Here is a 16,414-nt window from a genome sequence, read left to right as displayed (position 1 = left end):
TGGAAACTATCTCATCAAATTAGTTCCCCCATAGAACCCCCTTGAGCCATCTGGCACACTTTTCTCTTTTTGTCAAATTTTATGTTAAGAAAGATGTGACTAATGGATAGCTTATCAAGGGGGGCAGGGGGGATCGAACCTAAAATCCATTTTTAATTTAATTATAACCAGCTACTTAACTACTTAACTGAATCTGCTAGGATGCTATTACAGAATAGAAGACTACATCTATTAATTACTGAGGCAGAACCAAGTTTAACCGCTCTTTTTTAACTACTTCTATCGCTTTGGGTCCCAAAAATTAGGCGTTTCGGTTTACCATGGTCAAAGTGTGCTTTCTAGGCTAATGACTTTGACTAAAAACCCCGTGAGCAGAAACCGTCGTTTTTCCCCGCGCAATCTCTTTGAGACTTGCATGGCCCTATTGGTGTTATGTAATTATATTCTGGTTATTTTCGATTTAACCTATATTCCCCTGCGAGATTTTTGGTTACAGGGACGCTTGCAAATAACCTTATTAAGATTTAATGAACCAATAAAACTCGGGCCGATTGCCTTTCAAGAATTGCAAATACCTCCCGACAAACCCCTAGAAATTCCCTTTGTTAAAGGAATCGCTAAGTATGATGTGGTGAAAGGGATTAAACCCTATCGCAGTACCAGTGAATATTTAGAGACGGTTAATAAACTTAATCAACTGATTAATCAAAAGCTCTTTAACCCAGAGTTTAATCTGCAAGAATATCGCCAAGAGATCGAGAAAATTTTAGACAATTTGCGCCAAAAAAGTGTCAATATGATCGATAATAATCCCTTTGCCTCGGCGGAGAAAACTGGGACTTTAGAGAAGATTAAAAATAAAATGCGCTTGCGGGTTTTTAAAACAGAAAATGTTTCTGCAAAAGCAGCCTTTCAGAAGTTTTGGACTTGGGATTATCTCATTCAAAATGGCTGGGAAAAAGAGTTGAAATTTTTTAATCAAGAAATTCAACCTTTAATAGAAACTAATTATTTTCGTCCCCTGGGAGAAGATGGGAGACCGATAGATAACTTTGAGGCGATCGATTTTTTCTTTGGAACCATCTTTTTCTGGGAATTTATGCTGAGAACTTGGTGGATTGCTCGCACTCATAAAGGTCTGCGTTGGCGCGAGGCTATGTTATGGCGATGGTACGATATTTTTCTGTTTATTCCTATCTGGAGATGGTTGCGATTTATTCCTACTGTTATTCGCCTAGATCAAGTTAAAATTATTAACTTAAGGTTGATTAAAGAACAGGCAGTTAAAGGCTTAGTTGCGCTAATTTCTAAGGATATTACTGAGATAATTGTCCTGAGAATTATTAATAAAATTCAGGAATATATTCGACGGGGACAAGTGGAGAAATTTCTCGATAAATCTCTCAATGGTGGATATAATAATCTCAATGATACTAATGAAATTGTCGAAATTTTTCGGTTATTAGTTAATAGTACCGTTGACAAGGTTTTACCGCAAGTTAAACCGGAAGCAGAAGCTTTAATTAAATACAATATCGAGAAAATTCTCAGTCAAACTCCCGCTTATCAGAGCTTATTGCGATTACCCGGAATGAAAGGGTTAAAAACTGACTTGAGTAATCGTCTATCTAGTCAATTGTATCAATCCTTTGTTAATATAGCGGAAAAGATTACCCAGGAAGACGAAGTTTTTGAGCGTTTATTGCAGCAATTAGTCCAACGTTTCGGGCAATCTCTCGCCGGGGAATTACAATCCCGTCACAGTCTAGAAAGAATCGAGATGTTATTAATTATCTTCCTAGAAGAAGTGAAATTAAACTATGTAGAAGAATTCTCAGATGAAGACTTAGAAACTATCCTCGAACAAACTCGGTTACTCCACTCTCAAAGTGCAGAAACTAACCCAGCAGAAACCATGAATCCCCGTCGTCTTCCCTAAAAATTAGCGATCATTGATTAGGTAATATTGCTTGATCTTTTGATCACTTTTGTACTAAAATTTCTGCTGAAACCCCCATTACTCAATTAACCTAATTATCTACTCCCATGTTAACAAAAATTATTCTCGGGTTACTTTGGTTAGGCTTCGGATTATACGCTTTTTTACTAGCACCCCCCGATCAACCAGATACAGTGAATTTAATTATCGATCTTTCCACTGGGAAATGGCAATATATCAACCCGTTAATTATCGCTCTTTTTAACCTGATGGGAGTTTGGCCACTGATCTACACTAGCCTTTTAATTATCGATGGTCGTGACCAAAAGATCATCGCTTGGCCCTTTACTTTTGCCTCCTTTGCCGTGGGTGCTTTCGCTATTTTACCCTATCTAACTCTCCGTCAACCCAACAGCAATTTTACTGGTAAAAAAAATCTGGTCATTAAACTTTTAGACTCACCTTGGTTAGGAGTAATTGCCCTAATTACTGCGGCAATTTTAATCGCTTACGGATTAATTAACGGCAATTGGTCTGATTTTTGGTATCAGTGGCAAACTAGCCGTTTTATTCATGTTATGAGTTTAGATTTCTGTCTTTTAACCCTATTATGTCCAATTTTGCTGCAAGATGATCTAACCCGACGGGGATTAAAAAATCCTTTCCTGTTGCCGGTAATTTCCCTATTACCTCTAATCGGTCCGGCAATTTATTTAATTATTCGTCCTCGCTTAGGGGAGAATTAAGAGTAAATTTACTTGGGTAAACTCGGCCTAGTTATCAGTTGTTTTTTAACCATTTCTTGACAGGAGAAGTTCATATTTAACAGAAATTATGCTGAGGTTCCTCTAAAATATGAGGAAAGAGATTAATGTCCAGATTAGAAGGAGTGTTTAACCTTGTTAGAGAGTCAAAAACCACCTCGGATTTACTGCTTTCAAGCTGATTATCTTGCCTCCCAACAATTTAACCCCCAAGAGATTCCCGCTTGGTTATCCTTAGAGGTAAACTGGCAGGGTTATAGAATTCATACCCTACCCTGGGTAGCAGACGTAGCTAGGGTATTAGGATTATTAGCGATCGAAGATACCCCCCAAGGGTGGCAAGATCATTTAGAAAGCTTGGGATTAGCCAAAATTAGGTTAATGGACAGCGAGGAGTTTTTTGAGGATAAATCTTTATCGGGATGTTAAAAATGCCCTATAATTGGCAATTTAGTGATGATTCTACCGGTCAATTTATGCCCTATAAACTACTCTTCGTCTGTTTAGGAAATATCTGTCGTTCTCCCGCTGCCGAGAATATCATGACTTATCTGATTGAACAAGAAGGATTAGGCAATAAAATCCTCTGTGATTCCGCGGGAACTGCCGGTTATCATATCGGTTCTCCTCCCGATTCTCGCATGAATACGGCGGCCAAAAAACGCGGTATTCCTCTGCAAGGTACAGCTAGACAATTTACCCGCGAGGATTTCGAGAATTTTGATCTAATCTTAGCCATGGATAAAGCCAATTATCAAGATATTTTATCCCTAGATCGGACAGGAAAATATCAAGAAAAGGTCAAGTTAATGTGTGACTATGCTCGTTATCACCCAGAAAAAGAAGTTCCCGATCCCTACTACGGTGGTCGTGAAGGTTTTGAACGCGTAATCGAGCTACTTTTAGACTCCTGTGGCAGTCTTTTGGAGGAAGTAAAAAACAAAATTTAAGTTTTTTATTTCAGCTAATCGATTAGTCTATGTTCGAGGGAAAAACGCACCAATTCGGCCCGATTGTTAGTAGTTGTTTTTCTGAGTAAACTACTAACATATTTCTCGATCGTGCGAGAACTAAGATGCAGTTTTTGCCCAATTTCACTGTTAGAAAGTCCCCGGGCTAAATGTTCTAACACTTCCCGCTCGCGATTAGTTAACTTAAAATCGTCCTGTAAAGAAGAAGTTAAAACATCCCTAGTTTTGGGGCTTTCTTCTGGTTTTAATTTCTGATATTGACGTTCACTTTGCACCATTTGCGATCGCTCTAAAAGATTGCGAATAACTGCTTTTAATTCCTCCATCTCAAAAGGTTTAGGAAGATAGATATCACAACCCACTTGATAACCGCGAATTCTTTCCTCTGTTGACCCTCTTTCAGTTAAAAAAATTACCGGTAATAACCTAAATTCTGGCTGTTGCCGCACCTTAGTCACCAAAGAATAGCCGTCTAAACGCGGCATTTTGATATCCGATACCAAAAGATGGGGATGATAGGTATCCAATAAATTCAAAGCTTCCAAACCATTACTCGCCGCCACCACACTATAACCTGCTAATTCTAAATAGTCTTTGACCGCTAGGCGGATACCGGGGTCATCATCGGCAATTAGAATCAAAAGAGGCATAGAAATTAACAGGACAAGGTTTTTTCAGTATTGATAGCCTAGCACCCTCCGCTCGTCACAATTGTCCATCAAGCTACAGAGGCCGTTGTAACTGATATTATACTAGCAGTTAGCAATCAGCCTTTTCAGTGATCAGTAATCAGATGTGAGTTTTCAGCTTTTTCTCCTCCTCTCCCCACTTCCCACTCCCCCAACCCCTTTTTTACTTTTGACTTAACATGACAGATTATTTGGTTTTATTGACAATTTTTGCGGGTATTTATGCGATTTTTGCCCTCGGTTTAAATCTACAATGGGGATTTACTGGCTTAATTAACTTTGGTCACGTTGCTTTTGCCACTTTAGGGGCTTATGCAACGGTTTTATTAACTTTACAGGGTGTACCGATGATTTTTGCCGCCATTGTCGGGGCACTCCTAGGGGCATTGTTGGGATTGGCCATCGGTTTTTCCACCCTGAGATTAAGAGCCGATTATCTAGCAATTGTCACCATCGGGGTATCTGAGTTAATTCGTTTACTGGTGCTTAACGAGGATTGGTTAACGAAAGGCAGTTTCGGACTACAACGTTATCCCCTACCTTTGGATATAAATCCCAGTTTTCCCGTCAAATTATTAATTATTGCCCTGTTTACCCTGCTTGCTATCTTTGCTCTCTGGCAATTGGGGCGCAATCTGCAACGACAATGGCGCGAAGCTGGGCAAATTAGCGGCAAAAGCTATCAACCGACGCAAAAGAGAGCTTTAATATTTTGGGGGTCGTTAGGGGCGATAATACTGCTTTTTCTGTATATAAACGGCGTAATTGCCCTGAATGACTATAATTACAAAGCGGGGCTGATGGTGGTAGTTTTAGTCCTCCTCGCTCTCGTTTATACTGGGTTAGAATTACTTTTGCGATCGCCTTGGGGACGCATCCTCAAAGCGATTCGGGAAGATGAAGAAATTCCCCGGGCTTTAGGAAAAAATGTCTTTTGGTATAAGTTACAATCTTTGATGTTAGGCGGTGCGATCGCTGGTTTAGCTGGGGCTTTTTTAGCATGGCAATTAACCACTATTTACCCGACTAATTTTGAACCATTATTGACTTTTAACGCTTGGATTATTATCATTCTCGGTGGCTCTGGTAGCAATGCCGGCACCTTACTAGGAGCAGTAATTTTCTGGGCTTACGATTCCCTGACTCGCTTTATTTTGCCCCAATTAGATATTTTTAATGATAGCCAATTAGGGGCTTTACGGATTATGATTATCGGTCTGCTGCTCATGGTTTTAATGATCTGGCGACCCCAGGGTATCCTCGGCAAAAAAGAGGAGTTAACTTTGGGAAAATAATTTCAGTTATCAGTTATCAGTTATCAGTTATCAGTTATCAGTTCATCGATTACTCTTCACTGAAAACACTTCCCACTTCATAATTCATAATTCATAATTCATAATTTATATATGTTACTTTCTGCCAAAGGATTATCGAAAAGTTTTGGGGGCATTCGCGCCGTCAATAATGCTTATTTGGATGTGCCGCAGGGCAGCATCACCGGGTTAATCGGGCCAAATGGAGCCGGCAAAACCACACTTTTTAACCTTTTATCTAATTTTATTCGCCCAGATAAAGGAGAAGTTTTTCTTGATGGTCAGCCCATTCATCAGCTGCCTCCCTATCAAATTGCCCTGAAAGGATGTGTGAGAACTTTTCAAGTAGCACGGGTATTATCCCGATTAACGGTGTTAGAAAATATGCTCTTAGCTAGTCCGGGGCAAACGGGAGAAAATTTTCTCAAAGTCTGGTTTCAGGGGGCAAAAATTCGCCAACAGGAACAGGAAAATCGTGCCAAAGCTTTGGACATATTAGATTCGATTGGTCTAGGGGAGAAAGCGCAGGATTATGCGGGAGCTTTATCGGGAGGACAGCGTAAATTATTAGAGATTGGCCGAGTGCTAATGACCGAGCCAAAATTAATTTTATTAGATGAACCGGCCGCCGGAGTTAATCCCACTTTAATCGCTCAAATCAACGACCATATTATCGAGTGGAATCGTCAGGGAATTACCTTTTTAATTATCGAGCATAATATGGATGTGATTATGTCCCTTTGTCACCACATTTGGGTATTAGCAGAAGGGACAAATTTAGCCGATGGTATTCCCAGCGAAATCCAAAAAAACGAGCGGGTTTTAAAGGCTTATTTAGGAGACTAAAGCTAATTTTTGCACCTGTTGAACAAAGTTAGCCAGAATTTTTAAGCCATTAGTCGAGGATTTTTCCGGGTGAAACTGCACCGCTACCAAACGCTCACGAGCGATCGCTGCCGTCACCATTTGACTGCCGTGGCTGACGGTGGCAGCAGTTAGATGACTATCAAGGGGATCGACATAATAGGAATGGACAAAATAGACGTGAGGGTGCGGGGGTAATCCCTGCCAAAGAGCATGATCCGGCTGGGTAAAGTTTAATTGATTCCAACCCATGTGGGGAATGGTAATGCCAGGTTCCGAGCGAAAACGGCGCACTGTCCCCGGAATAACCCCTAAACCCGCCTCTTGTCCTTCCTCTGATGAGTCAAAGAGAATTTGTAAACCGAGACAGATACCGAGAAAAGGTTTACCGTTAGCGATCGCCGCTTTGAGCGGTTTTTCTAGATGACGGCTGCGAATTTGCCGGACAGCAGGATCAAAAGAACCGACTCCGGGTAAGACAATAGCGTCAGCTTTTTCCAGATCGAGGGGAGAATCGGTAATTTTCGGCACTGCACCCACGGTTTCCAGTCCTTTACAGGCAGAGTGCAGATTTCCCATGTCATAATCGATGACAGCGATTAAGGTCATTGCTATATACTGAACAAGCGATAACCCTATTTTAGAGCAATCACGCAGAACGAACCACAGAGACACAAAGGACACAAAGATCGATCACTACTATATAGGGTTTGCTGAAAAAGCTTTTCCTGGGGGCAGGGTGTGGGGTGTGGGGTGTGGGGTGTGGGGTTTTACCGATTTTGAGGTAGTCAGTTGCCTAATTTTCAGGGAAAAAGTACCTGAATTTTGCCCCCGATCCCCGCAATGGCTGGCACTTTTTGAGGGAAAAAAAGTCTAAAAGTCTTATCCAACAAGGTTTTTAGATTTATTCAGCAAGCCCTATATAAGTTAAACTTATCATACAAAGAATAAGCGAGCCAAAATTTTAGTTAATTATGCGTTACAAACTTTTAGGTAATAGTGGTCTGCGAGTTTCCGAACTATGTCTAGGAACGATGACATTCGGGGAAGATTGGGGTTGGGGGTCCGATAAAGAAGAAAGTCGGGCGGTTTTTCGGGCTTTTGCGGAAGCGGGCGGCAATTTTCTCGATACCGCTAATCTCTACACTAACGGAACCAGTGAAACATTAGTGGGGGAATTTGTCAAGGGCGATCGAGAAAAATGGGTAATCGCCACGAAATATTCTCTCAACACGCGCCCCGGCGATGTCAATGCCTGCGGAAATCATCGAAAAAACCTCTTTCAAGCGGTAGAAGCTAGTTTAAAGCGTTTAGGTACTGATTACATCGATTTACTCTGGCTTCATCTTTGGGACTCTCTCACTCCTATCGAAGAAGTGATGCGCGCTTTCGATGATTTGGTCAGGATGGGAAAAGTGCTTTATATCGGCATTTCTGACAGTCCTGCTTGGATTGTCTCCCAAGGGAACACCCTGGCCACCCTACGGGGATGGACACCCTTTATCGGACTACAAATAGAATATTCTCTCAAGGAACGCACCCCCGAACGGGAATTATTGCCCATGGCCAAAGCATTAAATATCGGGGTGACAGCTTGGAGTCCCCTGGGAGGAGGAGTTTTAACGGGAAAATATAATCAACCCAACCCCGTCGATGGACGTTTAAGCATGACCGACCAACCTTTTCAAATTTTTGATCGCGATTTAAAAATTGCCGAGACTGTCCTAGAGATAGCCAGAGAAATTGAGAAATCACCGGCACAAGTGGCATTAAATTGGCTAAGAAATCGGACTAACGCCGTAATTCCTATCATTGGCGCTCGAAAATTGTCCCAATTGCAGGATAATTTAGCCTGTGTGGACTTTAACCTGACTGGGGAACAGCTGCAACGACTCGATAATATCAGTGCTATTTCCCTCGGTTTTCCCCACGAACTTTTAGCCAGTCAATTTGTTCGCGATATCCTATTAGGAGGAGTAGCAGCACAATTAGACCGATGATGGAAGTTTTTGTTTATGGAACCCTGAAACCTAAGCAGAGTAACTATTCTGCCTACTGTGCGGGAAAAGTGATCAACTCTAAAACCGCCTACACAAAGGGGTATTTATACCATCTTACCGCCCTCGGTTATCCCGGACTGACCGAGGGCGAGGGCTGGGTGAAGGGAATTTTATTGACTTTTAACGCAGATTATGATATTGGGCTTTTGGATGCTTTGGAAGATTATCAACCCGGCAGAGATCCAGAAGAAAACGAGTATCAGCGTCGCAGAATCCCTATTTATAATCTAGAGCGAGAATTGATCGGCGAAGCCTGGGGATATATGATGACACCGGCAAAAATAGCTCTCCATGGCGGTATTTGGCTGCCTTCCGGTTGGTGGACCAGTAGCGATCGAGAATAGGGATGAGGGGGCCGATTCTGTTAAGATATACAAATTAAAAGCTTAATCGTGAAAAAATTATGTATCTACTCCTAGAAGTGGCCAGTGGCAAATTCCCCGTTTATTTTGTGGCAGTTTATGTGGTCGGTTTTCTCGCTGCTGTCACCATCGGTTCGATCGCTTGGTACAATTCTAAACGCCCGGTCGGTTGGGAAGATGCCCAAAGACCCGATATTGTCCCCGAAGTGAAGACAGAGGTGGATTCTGATTCTCAATCCTAGAAAAAGGCAGTGATCAGTTATTTTAGCCGTCAGCTTTTTTCTCCCTTCTCAGCAGTTATCAGGTTAGTCGTGGGGGATAAAGACCTTACTAGGCGCTGATTTCAGGCATTTCAGCCTTATTGGCTGCCTAAACGTTTCCCAGCGAACAGAAACACGATCAATCAACCAAGGTCGATCGCAAATCGCTATGATAGAATATCGGGTCTTTAATTTCCGTCCCCTCCTCCTCTTATGAAACTGCCTGTCGTCGCTATCATCGCTAGGATATTTAGTTGACAAGAGGCTCCGAATACGATAGTATTCAACCATGAAACAACAAATTATCGACTTATTTTCTGGTGCGGGCGGATTGACCACGGGATTTCATTTAGCCGGGTTTGAATCTATCTGTGCAATTGATGTAAATGCGAAAGCATTAGCAACCTATCAACATAATTATCCTAAAACACGCACTTTTCAGGAAGACATCCGCAAAGTTAATCCATCAGAACTGCGCTTATACTTAGGTTTACAAAGAGAAGAATTAACCGCCCTTATCGGGGGTCCACCCTGTCAAGGATTTTCACGAAATATCCCAGCCGGGTATCGCTATCTTAATGATTCTCGCAATCATTTATATAAGTCTTTCTTAGGATTTGTTCAAGAGTTTCGTCCTCTTCATGTAGTCATGGAAAATGTTCCTGAAATTTTGAAAGCTTATGGCGGTATCATCAGAGATGAAATTGTAGCACATTTAGAATCTTGGGGTTATCAAGTAGTTACTACTTCCCTAAACGCCGCTTATTATGGAGTGCCACAAACTCGCTCAAGAGCCTTTTTTTTAGCTAGTCTAGAGCGTTTACCATCCCTTCCCCAAGCAACTCATTCTGGTGATATCAGAAGTGATTATAAAGCTGTAAAATCTTGGACACAGCTTACTTTACTAGAACCAAATATTGCCCCAGTTACTACTGTTAAAGATGCCATTAGTGATTTACCTACTTTAGAAGCAGGACAAGCTTATGATCACGAAATTTATACTAGGGAACCCGAGACCATATATCAACAGAAGATGCGTGAGCAAAGTCAAAAAATTGTTAATCATATTGCCCGTCCTTTAACACCAATTCAAATGTCAAGAGTGCAAATTCTGGCGGAAGGACAAGATGCGAGAGATTTACCTGCTGAATTAGCACCGAAAAAACACTATAGCGGGGCCTATGGTCGACTTTCTTGGGATAAACCAGCAAGAACAATTACAAGGTGGTTTTTTCATCCCGGTTCTGGCAGATTTTTTCATCCGACCCAGAATCGGACAATCACAATTCGTGAAGCAGCAAGATTACATTCTTATCCCGATCATTTTCACTTTTTAGGGACTTATACTGATATGGCCTCTCAAATTGGAGAATCTGTGCCACCACTGTTAGGCAAAGTGGTAGCAGACTCTATGGGACAAAATCTTGAGTATTAGTTTGGGTTTGTAGCGCTGCAAAAATTGTCTCCACATATCGATCTATTGTCAGACGAGTTCTCTCAATTCTCAGACGAATAGCGGCAGCGGGGATTGTTCTGCTTCTAAACAACTGTTTCTGATTTTTGTACCAAACTAACTGAGTTTTGCCAGCGATGCTTCCCTGTAAACCTGCCCCTACTCCCCCAGTTTTTTTATCTATTGCCCATGCCCAAGAAAAAACATTAGGATCAAGAGGATTAAGGGGGTATTCACAGTAAACATATTCATTGCCCTCTCGGTTTTTTAGCAATATTCCCTCATAGCTGTTGATGACATTTTGAGCAGTTTGACTGGAGCGAATCTTCTCGTTCCAGTGTTGAATAATAGCGGTTCCCAGTTGTGCGGGGGAAGATGGCAGATTCAAAGAGGGAACCCCAAGTTGAATGGCTTTTTTGATAATATCTGCTCGTTGAATTACGAACAAAAAGGTATTATCTGTAGTTAAACTATTCAGTTGTAGAGATTTTAGCGACCAACCACTGGCAGTTTTACTGTCCACTGCATCGTAGAGTAGTTTGCTTCTGCCTAGGGCAGGATCGGATAAAGGAATATTCTTGATATAATGAAAAATTGCTTCCCAGCTATAATCCTCGATCGAGCCAATCAATGGTGAGGCAATTGCGGCTAGAATGGCCTGCTTTAGTCTTTTAGTCTCGTCGTTCGTTAACACTTAGGGATTCCTCTACGGAATACAAAAATTCACTCATCCTCAGACCTAAAGCATTAGTAATATGACTAAGCACTCTCACCGATGGACTTTTTAATCCTCGCTCTAGTTGACTGATGTAAGTTCTATGCAGACCTGTTACTTCCGCCAAATACTCTTGCGACCACCCTTTTTCTTGGCGATAACGCTGTAGCTCTCGTCCTAAAATTTGCTCTAGTTGACCAGATTGCATAAGCTGAATTCTAGTCTTTTGTATACCAAAGTTCTACAGACTAAAGTATTCAATGTCTCAGTGCCGAACAGAAACAGATAAATCAACCAAGGTCGATCGCAAATCGCTATGATAGAATATTGGGTCTTTAATTTCCGTCCCCTCCTCCTCTTATGAAACTGCCTGTCGTCGCTATTATCGGTCGTCCCAATGTGGGCAAATCCACCCTCGTCAATCGTATCGCTGGAGATCAACAGGCGATCGTTTTCGATCAACCCGGGATTACCAGAGATCGCACCTATCAACCAGCTTTCTGGTGCGATCGAGATTTTCAAATTGTCGATACAGGAGGGCTAGTTTTTAACGATGACAGCGAATTTCTCCCTTTAATCCGCGAACAGGCTTTAATCGCCCTAGCAGAGGCAAGTGTGGCGATTTTTGTCGTCGATGGCCAGGCAGGAATTACCGCCGGCGATCGAGAAATTGCCGCTTGGTTACGACAGCAAAATGTACCGATACTTTTGGCAGTCAATAAATGTGAATCGGTGGAACAGGGTGTCCTGCAAGCGACGGAATTCTGGGAATTAGCTATCGGTGAACCCTTCCCCATCTCGGCCATTCACGGTTCAGGTACAGGAGAACTACTGGATGCCCTGATTAAATATTTGCCACCCGGGGCGGCAATTCCCGAAAATGAAGAGATTAAAGTGGCAATTATCGGTCGTCCTAACGTGGGTAAATCCAGTCTCCTCAATGCTTTAACCGGACAACAACGGGCGATCGTTAGTCCGATTTCGGGAACCACCAGAGACTCGATCGATACTTTAATTGAACGAGAAGGACAGGTTTATCGGTTAATTGACACCGCCGGGATTCGCCGCAAGAAGAATGTGGACTATGGAGCCGAATTTTTCAGTATTAACCGTGCTTTTAAGGCAATTCGCCGGTCTGACGTGGTGCTATTCGTCATCGATGTGCTAGATGGTGTCACCGAACAGGATTTAAAATTGGCGGGACGAATTATTGAAGAAGGGCGCGCGGTGGTGCTAGTGGTCAATAAATGGGATGCGGTGGAGAAAGACACCTACACCATCAATACTTACACCAAAATGCTCCAAGATCGGCTGTATTTTATGGATTGGGCAGAAATGATCTTTGTCAGCGCCATGACGGGGCAAAGAGTCACCAAAATCCTCGAATTAGTCGATATTGCCGCCGAATCTCACCGTCGTCGCGTCAGTACCTCGGTAATCAACGATGTGATCGAAGATGCGGTTAAATGGCACAATCCCCCCACCACCAGGGGCGGAAAACAGGGGAAACTATACTATGGCACGCAAGTATCGAGTCAACCCCCCACGATCGCCCTTTTCGTTAACGATCCCCAGCGCTTTAATGATAATTATCGCCGTTACATCGAAGGGCAATTCCGACAACAGTTAGGCTTTAAAGGAACCCCGATCCGCTTAATCTGGCGCGGCAAACCGGCGCGAGAAGTGGAAAAAACGGTTAATAGAGCCACCAAGGTCTAATTTAAGTACCTAAGCCCAATTAATTACACATCTAAGCCGTCAGTCGAATGCTTTTTGCTGTGATCAGTAAACAGTGAACTAAAAACTCAAATTTGATCCCTGATAGCTGTCCCCCGTCTCGGAGTCTCGGAGTCTCGGAGTCTCGGAGTCTCGACTAGGAAATTAATTTTGCACGACTACTTATGGATTTATTGCGAAGTTTGCCCATCGGTCTTTATCTCGATCAACCGATTACCCGACTACATCAACTAGATGCCAGGGTAAAATTTATCTGGTTAATGGCGTTTTTAGCAGCACCCTTATTAGCTAATGCTTGGTGGCGTTTAGCTTTGGTGGGATTATTAATGTTGTTAACCCTGCTTGCACCTATTCCCCCCCGGGTCTGGCAGCAACAGATGGGCTGGCTGATATTTTTAGCGATTATCGTCTTTCTGATTACTGCTATCACTCCCGATGGTTTAGCGGTGAGTATTCAGCCGCGTTTACCGGATGAAGGGCTGAATTTACCGCCAGCAAGTGATTATCAGTATGTTTTATGGGATAAAGGTCGTTTATTTGTTACCCGACGTTCTTTGGAATTAGCAGTGAGAATTAGTACCTTAGTTTTTACTTTAATTTATAGCACTAATCTCTTTTTGTTGACGACGGCCCCGGAAGAAATTACCGAAGGTTTAGAGAATTTAATGAGTCCTTTACGGCGATTTAATGTGCCGGTGACGGAAATTTCTCTGACTCTGACCCTCTCTTTGCGCTTTATTCCCCTGGTTTTAGAAGAAGTCCAAAATCTAGCTAGGGCAGTGCGAACTAGGGCGATCGATTGGCAAAAATTAGGGATTAAAAAGAGTTTAAACGTCTGGTTAACAGTAGTGGAAAAATTACTAGATAATTTGCTTTTGCGCGCCGAACAAATAGCGATCGCTATGGAGGTTCGCGGTTTTACCAGTCCCAATCAGCATCAAGTACGCTGGCACGAATTAAAGTTAAGATGGGCTGATTTGATCGCTTTATTTTTGTTAATTCCCTTTTGGGCAGCCCGATTAGTTTGGGGGGGTTTATAGCAGTTATCAGTTATCAGTTATCAGTTATCAGATTTGAGTTTTAAGTGTGCAGTATTAAATAGGGCTTGCTGAATAATGGTAAAACCCTTTTAAAATAAAGCTTTTGACCTGTTAAAGTCCGATGTTAGTGCAAGAAAATAGGATTGGGACTTTCAAAAACCTTGCATTATCCTTCTTGTAGTACATCGCTTGGTACAAAAAACAAGGGCAACAAAGCCTGAAACGACCGGCTCCTGACTCCTGACTCCTGACTCCTACCCCCAGGAAAAACTTTTTCAGCAGACCCTAAATAGAAGTTTCCTACTGTCTTTGCACTGATTACTGATTACTGTTTACTGATTACTGTTTACTGTTCACAGCAAAAAACTCCCCACACCCTACACCCAGCCTAGACTTTAACTGCGTTGTCACCCCTTCAGGGTGCGGATGTTGACGGCAATGTTGTGGAATTTATAACCGAGGAACCCTTCGCGCCTCCGGGAGGAGTAGTAATTATCCCTCTGTGCTGCCCCAGGAGAGTCCTTCCACAGAATCAATGCCACTGGCTGCTTGCCACACTAAGGGACCTGCGTAGGAATAATATCCCAGCCAGACAGTCGCTCTGTAGAAGAATCAGACAAGCCATAAATGGTACATTATCAAAGCGCAAGTCCCTAAATGGTTACATACGCTACATAATCTGTTACCATTTAGATACGGCGATTCTTCTGTCCGTTTTGTACCGATAACTCCTTATTGGATAAGCGTTTCCACTGAGAAGATGTACCAAACTGAGCCTGAATCTGCCGTATGTATGGAATTGTTGATTGGGAATCTTTATTATGGCATTGCAGGAAGGCACTTACATCTGGGAATACGGCGACACCACCCAGGCTCTCTGGTTCACCGCTTCTTACAACACGGTCACAAATCAGTGGACTGTTGATATGAAGAAGGGGTCGATGGACCTCAATGCGTTGTGGTGGTCGAATGGCGATAGCAACGCGGATGGCACTATCAAGTTGTTATCAAAGGATAACAGTCTCAATATGAATGGGACTGGTATCGTCTGGGATGGGTACGACAAGATTTCCGATACGGGGTTAACGGGAAAGGAGCATAATGGCAGCAATCTTCTGACTGCGGGTAATACCTACACTTACAGCTACAGCAAGGATCAAGGGGTAGAGATTGAATCGTTATTGGCTCAGGGTGTTGTCACCCTTGGTGTCAGAGCCACAAGCGTCAACGGCACCGACGGTATCAAGGCGGTAGATGGACAATATGTTTTCGTTCCCTACGATACAACTCCACATACAGTGACAGTCAATATCGTTGATACTTCCCTGAACGACGGAGACAACAGTTCTCTGGTAACCTTTGAGTTCAGCGAAGATGTCGCTGGTTTTGACGACAGTGATGTGAGCGTCAGCGGTGGAACCCTGAGCGACTTCACCCAAGTGGATGGCAACAGCTATACGGCCATCTTCACGGCCGACGACGCGGTGGAAACCACCGGCTCGGTGTCCGTGGCAGCCGATAGCTACACCGATATTGCCGGTAACAATGGTGGAGCGGGTACGGATACGGTGACGATTGATACGCTAAATCCGACCCTTGCAGTCGATATTGTTGATACTTCCCTGAACGATGGAACTAACAATTCTCTGGTCAGCTTTGAGTTCAGCGAAGATGTCACCGGTTTTGACGACAGTGATGTGAACGTCAGCGGTGGAACCCTGAGCGACTTCACCCAAGTGGATGGCAACAGCTATACGGCCATCTTCACGGCCGACGATGCTGTGGAAACCACCGGCTCGGTGTCCGTGGCAGCCGATAGCTACACCGATATTGCCGGTAACAATGGTGGAGCCGGTACGGATACGGTGACGATTGACACGCTAAATCCGACCCTCGCCGTCAATATCGTTGATACTTCCCTGAACGACGGAACTAACAATTCTCTAGTCACCTTTGAATTCAGCGAAGATGTCACCGGTTTTGACAACAGTGATGTGAGCGTCAGCGGCGGAACCCTGAGCGACTTCACCCAAGTGGATGGCAACAGCTATACGGCCATCTTCACGGCCGACGATGCTGTGGAAACCACCGGCTCGGTGTCCGTGGCAGCCGATAGCTACACCGATATTGCCGGTAACAATGGTGGAGCAGGTACGGATACGGTGACGATTGACACGCTAAATCCGACCCTTGCAGTCGATATCGTTGATACTTCCCTCAACGACGGAACTAACAATTCTCTAGTCA

General features: G+C 43.2%; 17 protein-coding genes. 13 read left to right on the top strand and 4 right to left on the bottom strand.

Annotated features, from left to right (window positions below):
- Positions 1 to 346 precede the first annotated feature (346 nt).
- The 4 genes from H6G48_RS24355 to H6G48_RS24340 all read left to right on the top strand — a co-directional run bounded on the left by H6G48_RS24355 (position 347) and on the right by H6G48_RS24340 (position 3,653).
- Positions 347 to 1,939, top strand: coding sequence for a DUF445 domain-containing protein (locus H6G48_RS24355; RefSeq protein WP_190723687.1), 1,593 nt, complete (start codon positions 347 to 349; stop codon positions 1,937 to 1,939).
- 107 nt (positions 1,940 to 2,046) lie between these two features.
- Positions 2,047 to 2,685, top strand: a complete 639-nt coding sequence (locus H6G48_RS24350; protein ID WP_190723685.1) for a DUF2834 domain-containing protein — start codon at positions 2,047 to 2,049, stop codon at positions 2,683 to 2,685.
- Positions 2,686 to 2,838: 153 nt separating this feature from the next.
- Complete coding sequence (locus tag H6G48_RS24345; protein ID WP_190723683.1) at positions 2,839 to 3,132, top strand: hypothetical protein; 294 nt, start codon at positions 2,839 to 2,841, stop codon at positions 3,130 to 3,132.
- A 2-nt stretch (positions 3,133 to 3,134) separates the two neighbouring features.
- Positions 3,135 to 3,653, top strand: coding sequence for a low molecular weight protein-tyrosine-phosphatase (locus H6G48_RS24340; RefSeq protein WP_190723681.1), 519 nt, complete (start codon positions 3,135 to 3,137; stop codon positions 3,651 to 3,653).
- Positions 3,654 to 3,667: 14 nt separating this feature from the next.
- Here the strand turns inward: H6G48_RS24340 and H6G48_RS24335 are convergent, their stop codons facing one another.
- Positions 3,668 to 4,324, bottom strand: coding sequence for a response regulator transcription factor (locus tag H6G48_RS24335; RefSeq protein ID WP_002742402.1), 657 nt, complete (start codon positions 4,322 to 4,324; stop codon positions 3,668 to 3,670).
- Between the two features lie 218 nt (positions 4,325 to 4,542).
- Here H6G48_RS24335 and H6G48_RS24330 point away from each other — a divergent pair, with 218 nt between their 5' ends.
- Both H6G48_RS24330 and H6G48_RS24325 read left to right on the top strand, forming a co-directional pair.
- Positions 4,543 to 5,658, top strand: coding sequence for a branched-chain amino acid ABC transporter permease (locus H6G48_RS24330; RefSeq protein ID WP_190723680.1), 1,116 nt, complete (start codon positions 4,543 to 4,545; stop codon positions 5,656 to 5,658).
- Positions 5,659 to 5,769: 111 nt separating this feature from the next.
- A complete protein-coding gene (locus tag H6G48_RS24325) occupies positions 5,770 to 6,522 on the top strand; it encodes an ABC transporter ATP-binding protein (protein WP_190723678.1) in 753 nt (250 codons plus the stop codon).
- On the opposite strand, the gene hisH is transcribed toward H6G48_RS24325, so the two are convergent.
- On the bottom strand, positions 6,511 to 7,149 hold the full coding sequence (gene hisH / locus H6G48_RS24320; RefSeq protein ID WP_190723676.1) for an imidazole glycerol phosphate synthase subunit HisH: 639 nt from the start codon (positions 7,147 to 7,149) through the stop codon (positions 6,511 to 6,513). The two genes, H6G48_RS24325 and hisH, sit on opposite strands and share 12 nt — an antisense overlap.
- A gap of 365 nt (positions 7,150 to 7,514) precedes the next feature.
- Between hisH and H6G48_RS24315 the strand changes: the two genes are divergently transcribed.
- The 4 genes from H6G48_RS24315 to H6G48_RS24300 all read left to right on the top strand — a co-directional run bounded on the left by H6G48_RS24315 (position 7,515) and on the right by H6G48_RS24300 (position 10,657).
- Entirely contained in the window at positions 7,515 to 8,540 is a 1,026-nt protein-coding gene (locus tag H6G48_RS24315) for an aldo/keto reductase (RefSeq protein ID WP_190723675.1), read from the top strand.
- On the top strand, positions 8,537 to 8,944 hold the full coding sequence (locus H6G48_RS24310) for a gamma-glutamylcyclotransferase family protein (protein ID WP_002761342.1): 408 nt from the start codon (positions 8,537 to 8,539) through the stop codon (positions 8,942 to 8,944). The genes H6G48_RS24315 and H6G48_RS24310 overlap by 4 nt, the downstream gene beginning before the upstream one ends.
- A gap of 59 nt (positions 8,945 to 9,003) precedes the next feature.
- Complete coding sequence (gene psb35 / locus H6G48_RS24305; RefSeq protein ID WP_002761344.1) at positions 9,004 to 9,204, top strand: photosystem II assembly protein Psb35; 201 nt, start codon at positions 9,004 to 9,006, stop codon at positions 9,202 to 9,204.
- A gap of 307 nt (positions 9,205 to 9,511) precedes the next feature.
- Positions 9,512 to 10,657 carry a DNA cytosine methyltransferase gene (locus tag H6G48_RS24300; RefSeq protein WP_072926932.1) on the top strand — a complete coding sequence of 382 codons (1,146 nt, stop codon included), beginning with the start codon at positions 9,512 to 9,514 and terminating at the stop codon, positions 10,655 to 10,657.
- Here H6G48_RS24300 and H6G48_RS24295 read toward each other — a convergent pair.
- Both H6G48_RS24295 and H6G48_RS24290 read right to left on the bottom strand, forming a co-directional pair.
- Positions 10,632 to 11,369, bottom strand: a complete 738-nt coding sequence (locus H6G48_RS24295; RefSeq protein ID WP_190723673.1) for a hypothetical protein — start codon at positions 11,367 to 11,369, stop codon at positions 10,632 to 10,634. The genes H6G48_RS24300 and H6G48_RS24295 overlap by 26 nt on opposite strands.
- On the bottom strand, positions 11,347 to 11,598 hold the full coding sequence (locus H6G48_RS24290) for a helix-turn-helix domain-containing protein (RefSeq protein ID WP_002761350.1): 252 nt from the start codon (positions 11,596 to 11,598) through the stop codon (positions 11,347 to 11,349). Before H6G48_RS24290 ends, H6G48_RS24295 begins: the two co-directional genes overlap by 23 nt.
- Before the next feature lie 152 nt (positions 11,599 to 11,750).
- On the opposite strand from H6G48_RS24290, the gene der reads away from it, so the two are divergent.
- The 3 genes from der to H6G48_RS24275 all read left to right on the top strand — a co-directional run.
- Positions 11,751 to 13,109 carry a ribosome biogenesis GTPase Der gene (gene der, locus H6G48_RS24285; RefSeq protein WP_190723671.1) on the top strand — a complete coding sequence of 453 codons (1,359 nt, stop codon included), beginning with the start codon at positions 11,751 to 11,753 and terminating at the stop codon, positions 13,107 to 13,109.
- Positions 13,110 to 13,291: 182 nt separating this feature from the next.
- Positions 13,292 to 14,167, top strand: coding sequence for an energy-coupling factor transporter transmembrane component T family protein (locus H6G48_RS24280; protein ID WP_190723669.1), 876 nt, complete (start codon positions 13,292 to 13,294; stop codon positions 14,165 to 14,167).
- Between the two features lie 821 nt (positions 14,168 to 14,988).
- The coding region (locus H6G48_RS24275) for an Ig-like domain-containing protein (RefSeq protein WP_242034760.1) at positions 14,989 to 16,414 on the top strand (1,426 nt) is incomplete at its 3' end.

The sequence above is a fragment of the Microcystis flos-aquae FACHB-1344 genome (assembly GCF_014698375.1).
In the GTDB taxonomy this organism is placed as follows: Bacteria; Cyanobacteriota; Cyanobacteriia; order Cyanobacteriales; family Microcystaceae; genus Microcystis; species Microcystis aeruginosa.
The sequence above is the reverse complement of the archived record's forward strand: the minus strand, read 5'-3'. Positions and strand labels throughout refer to the sequence as shown.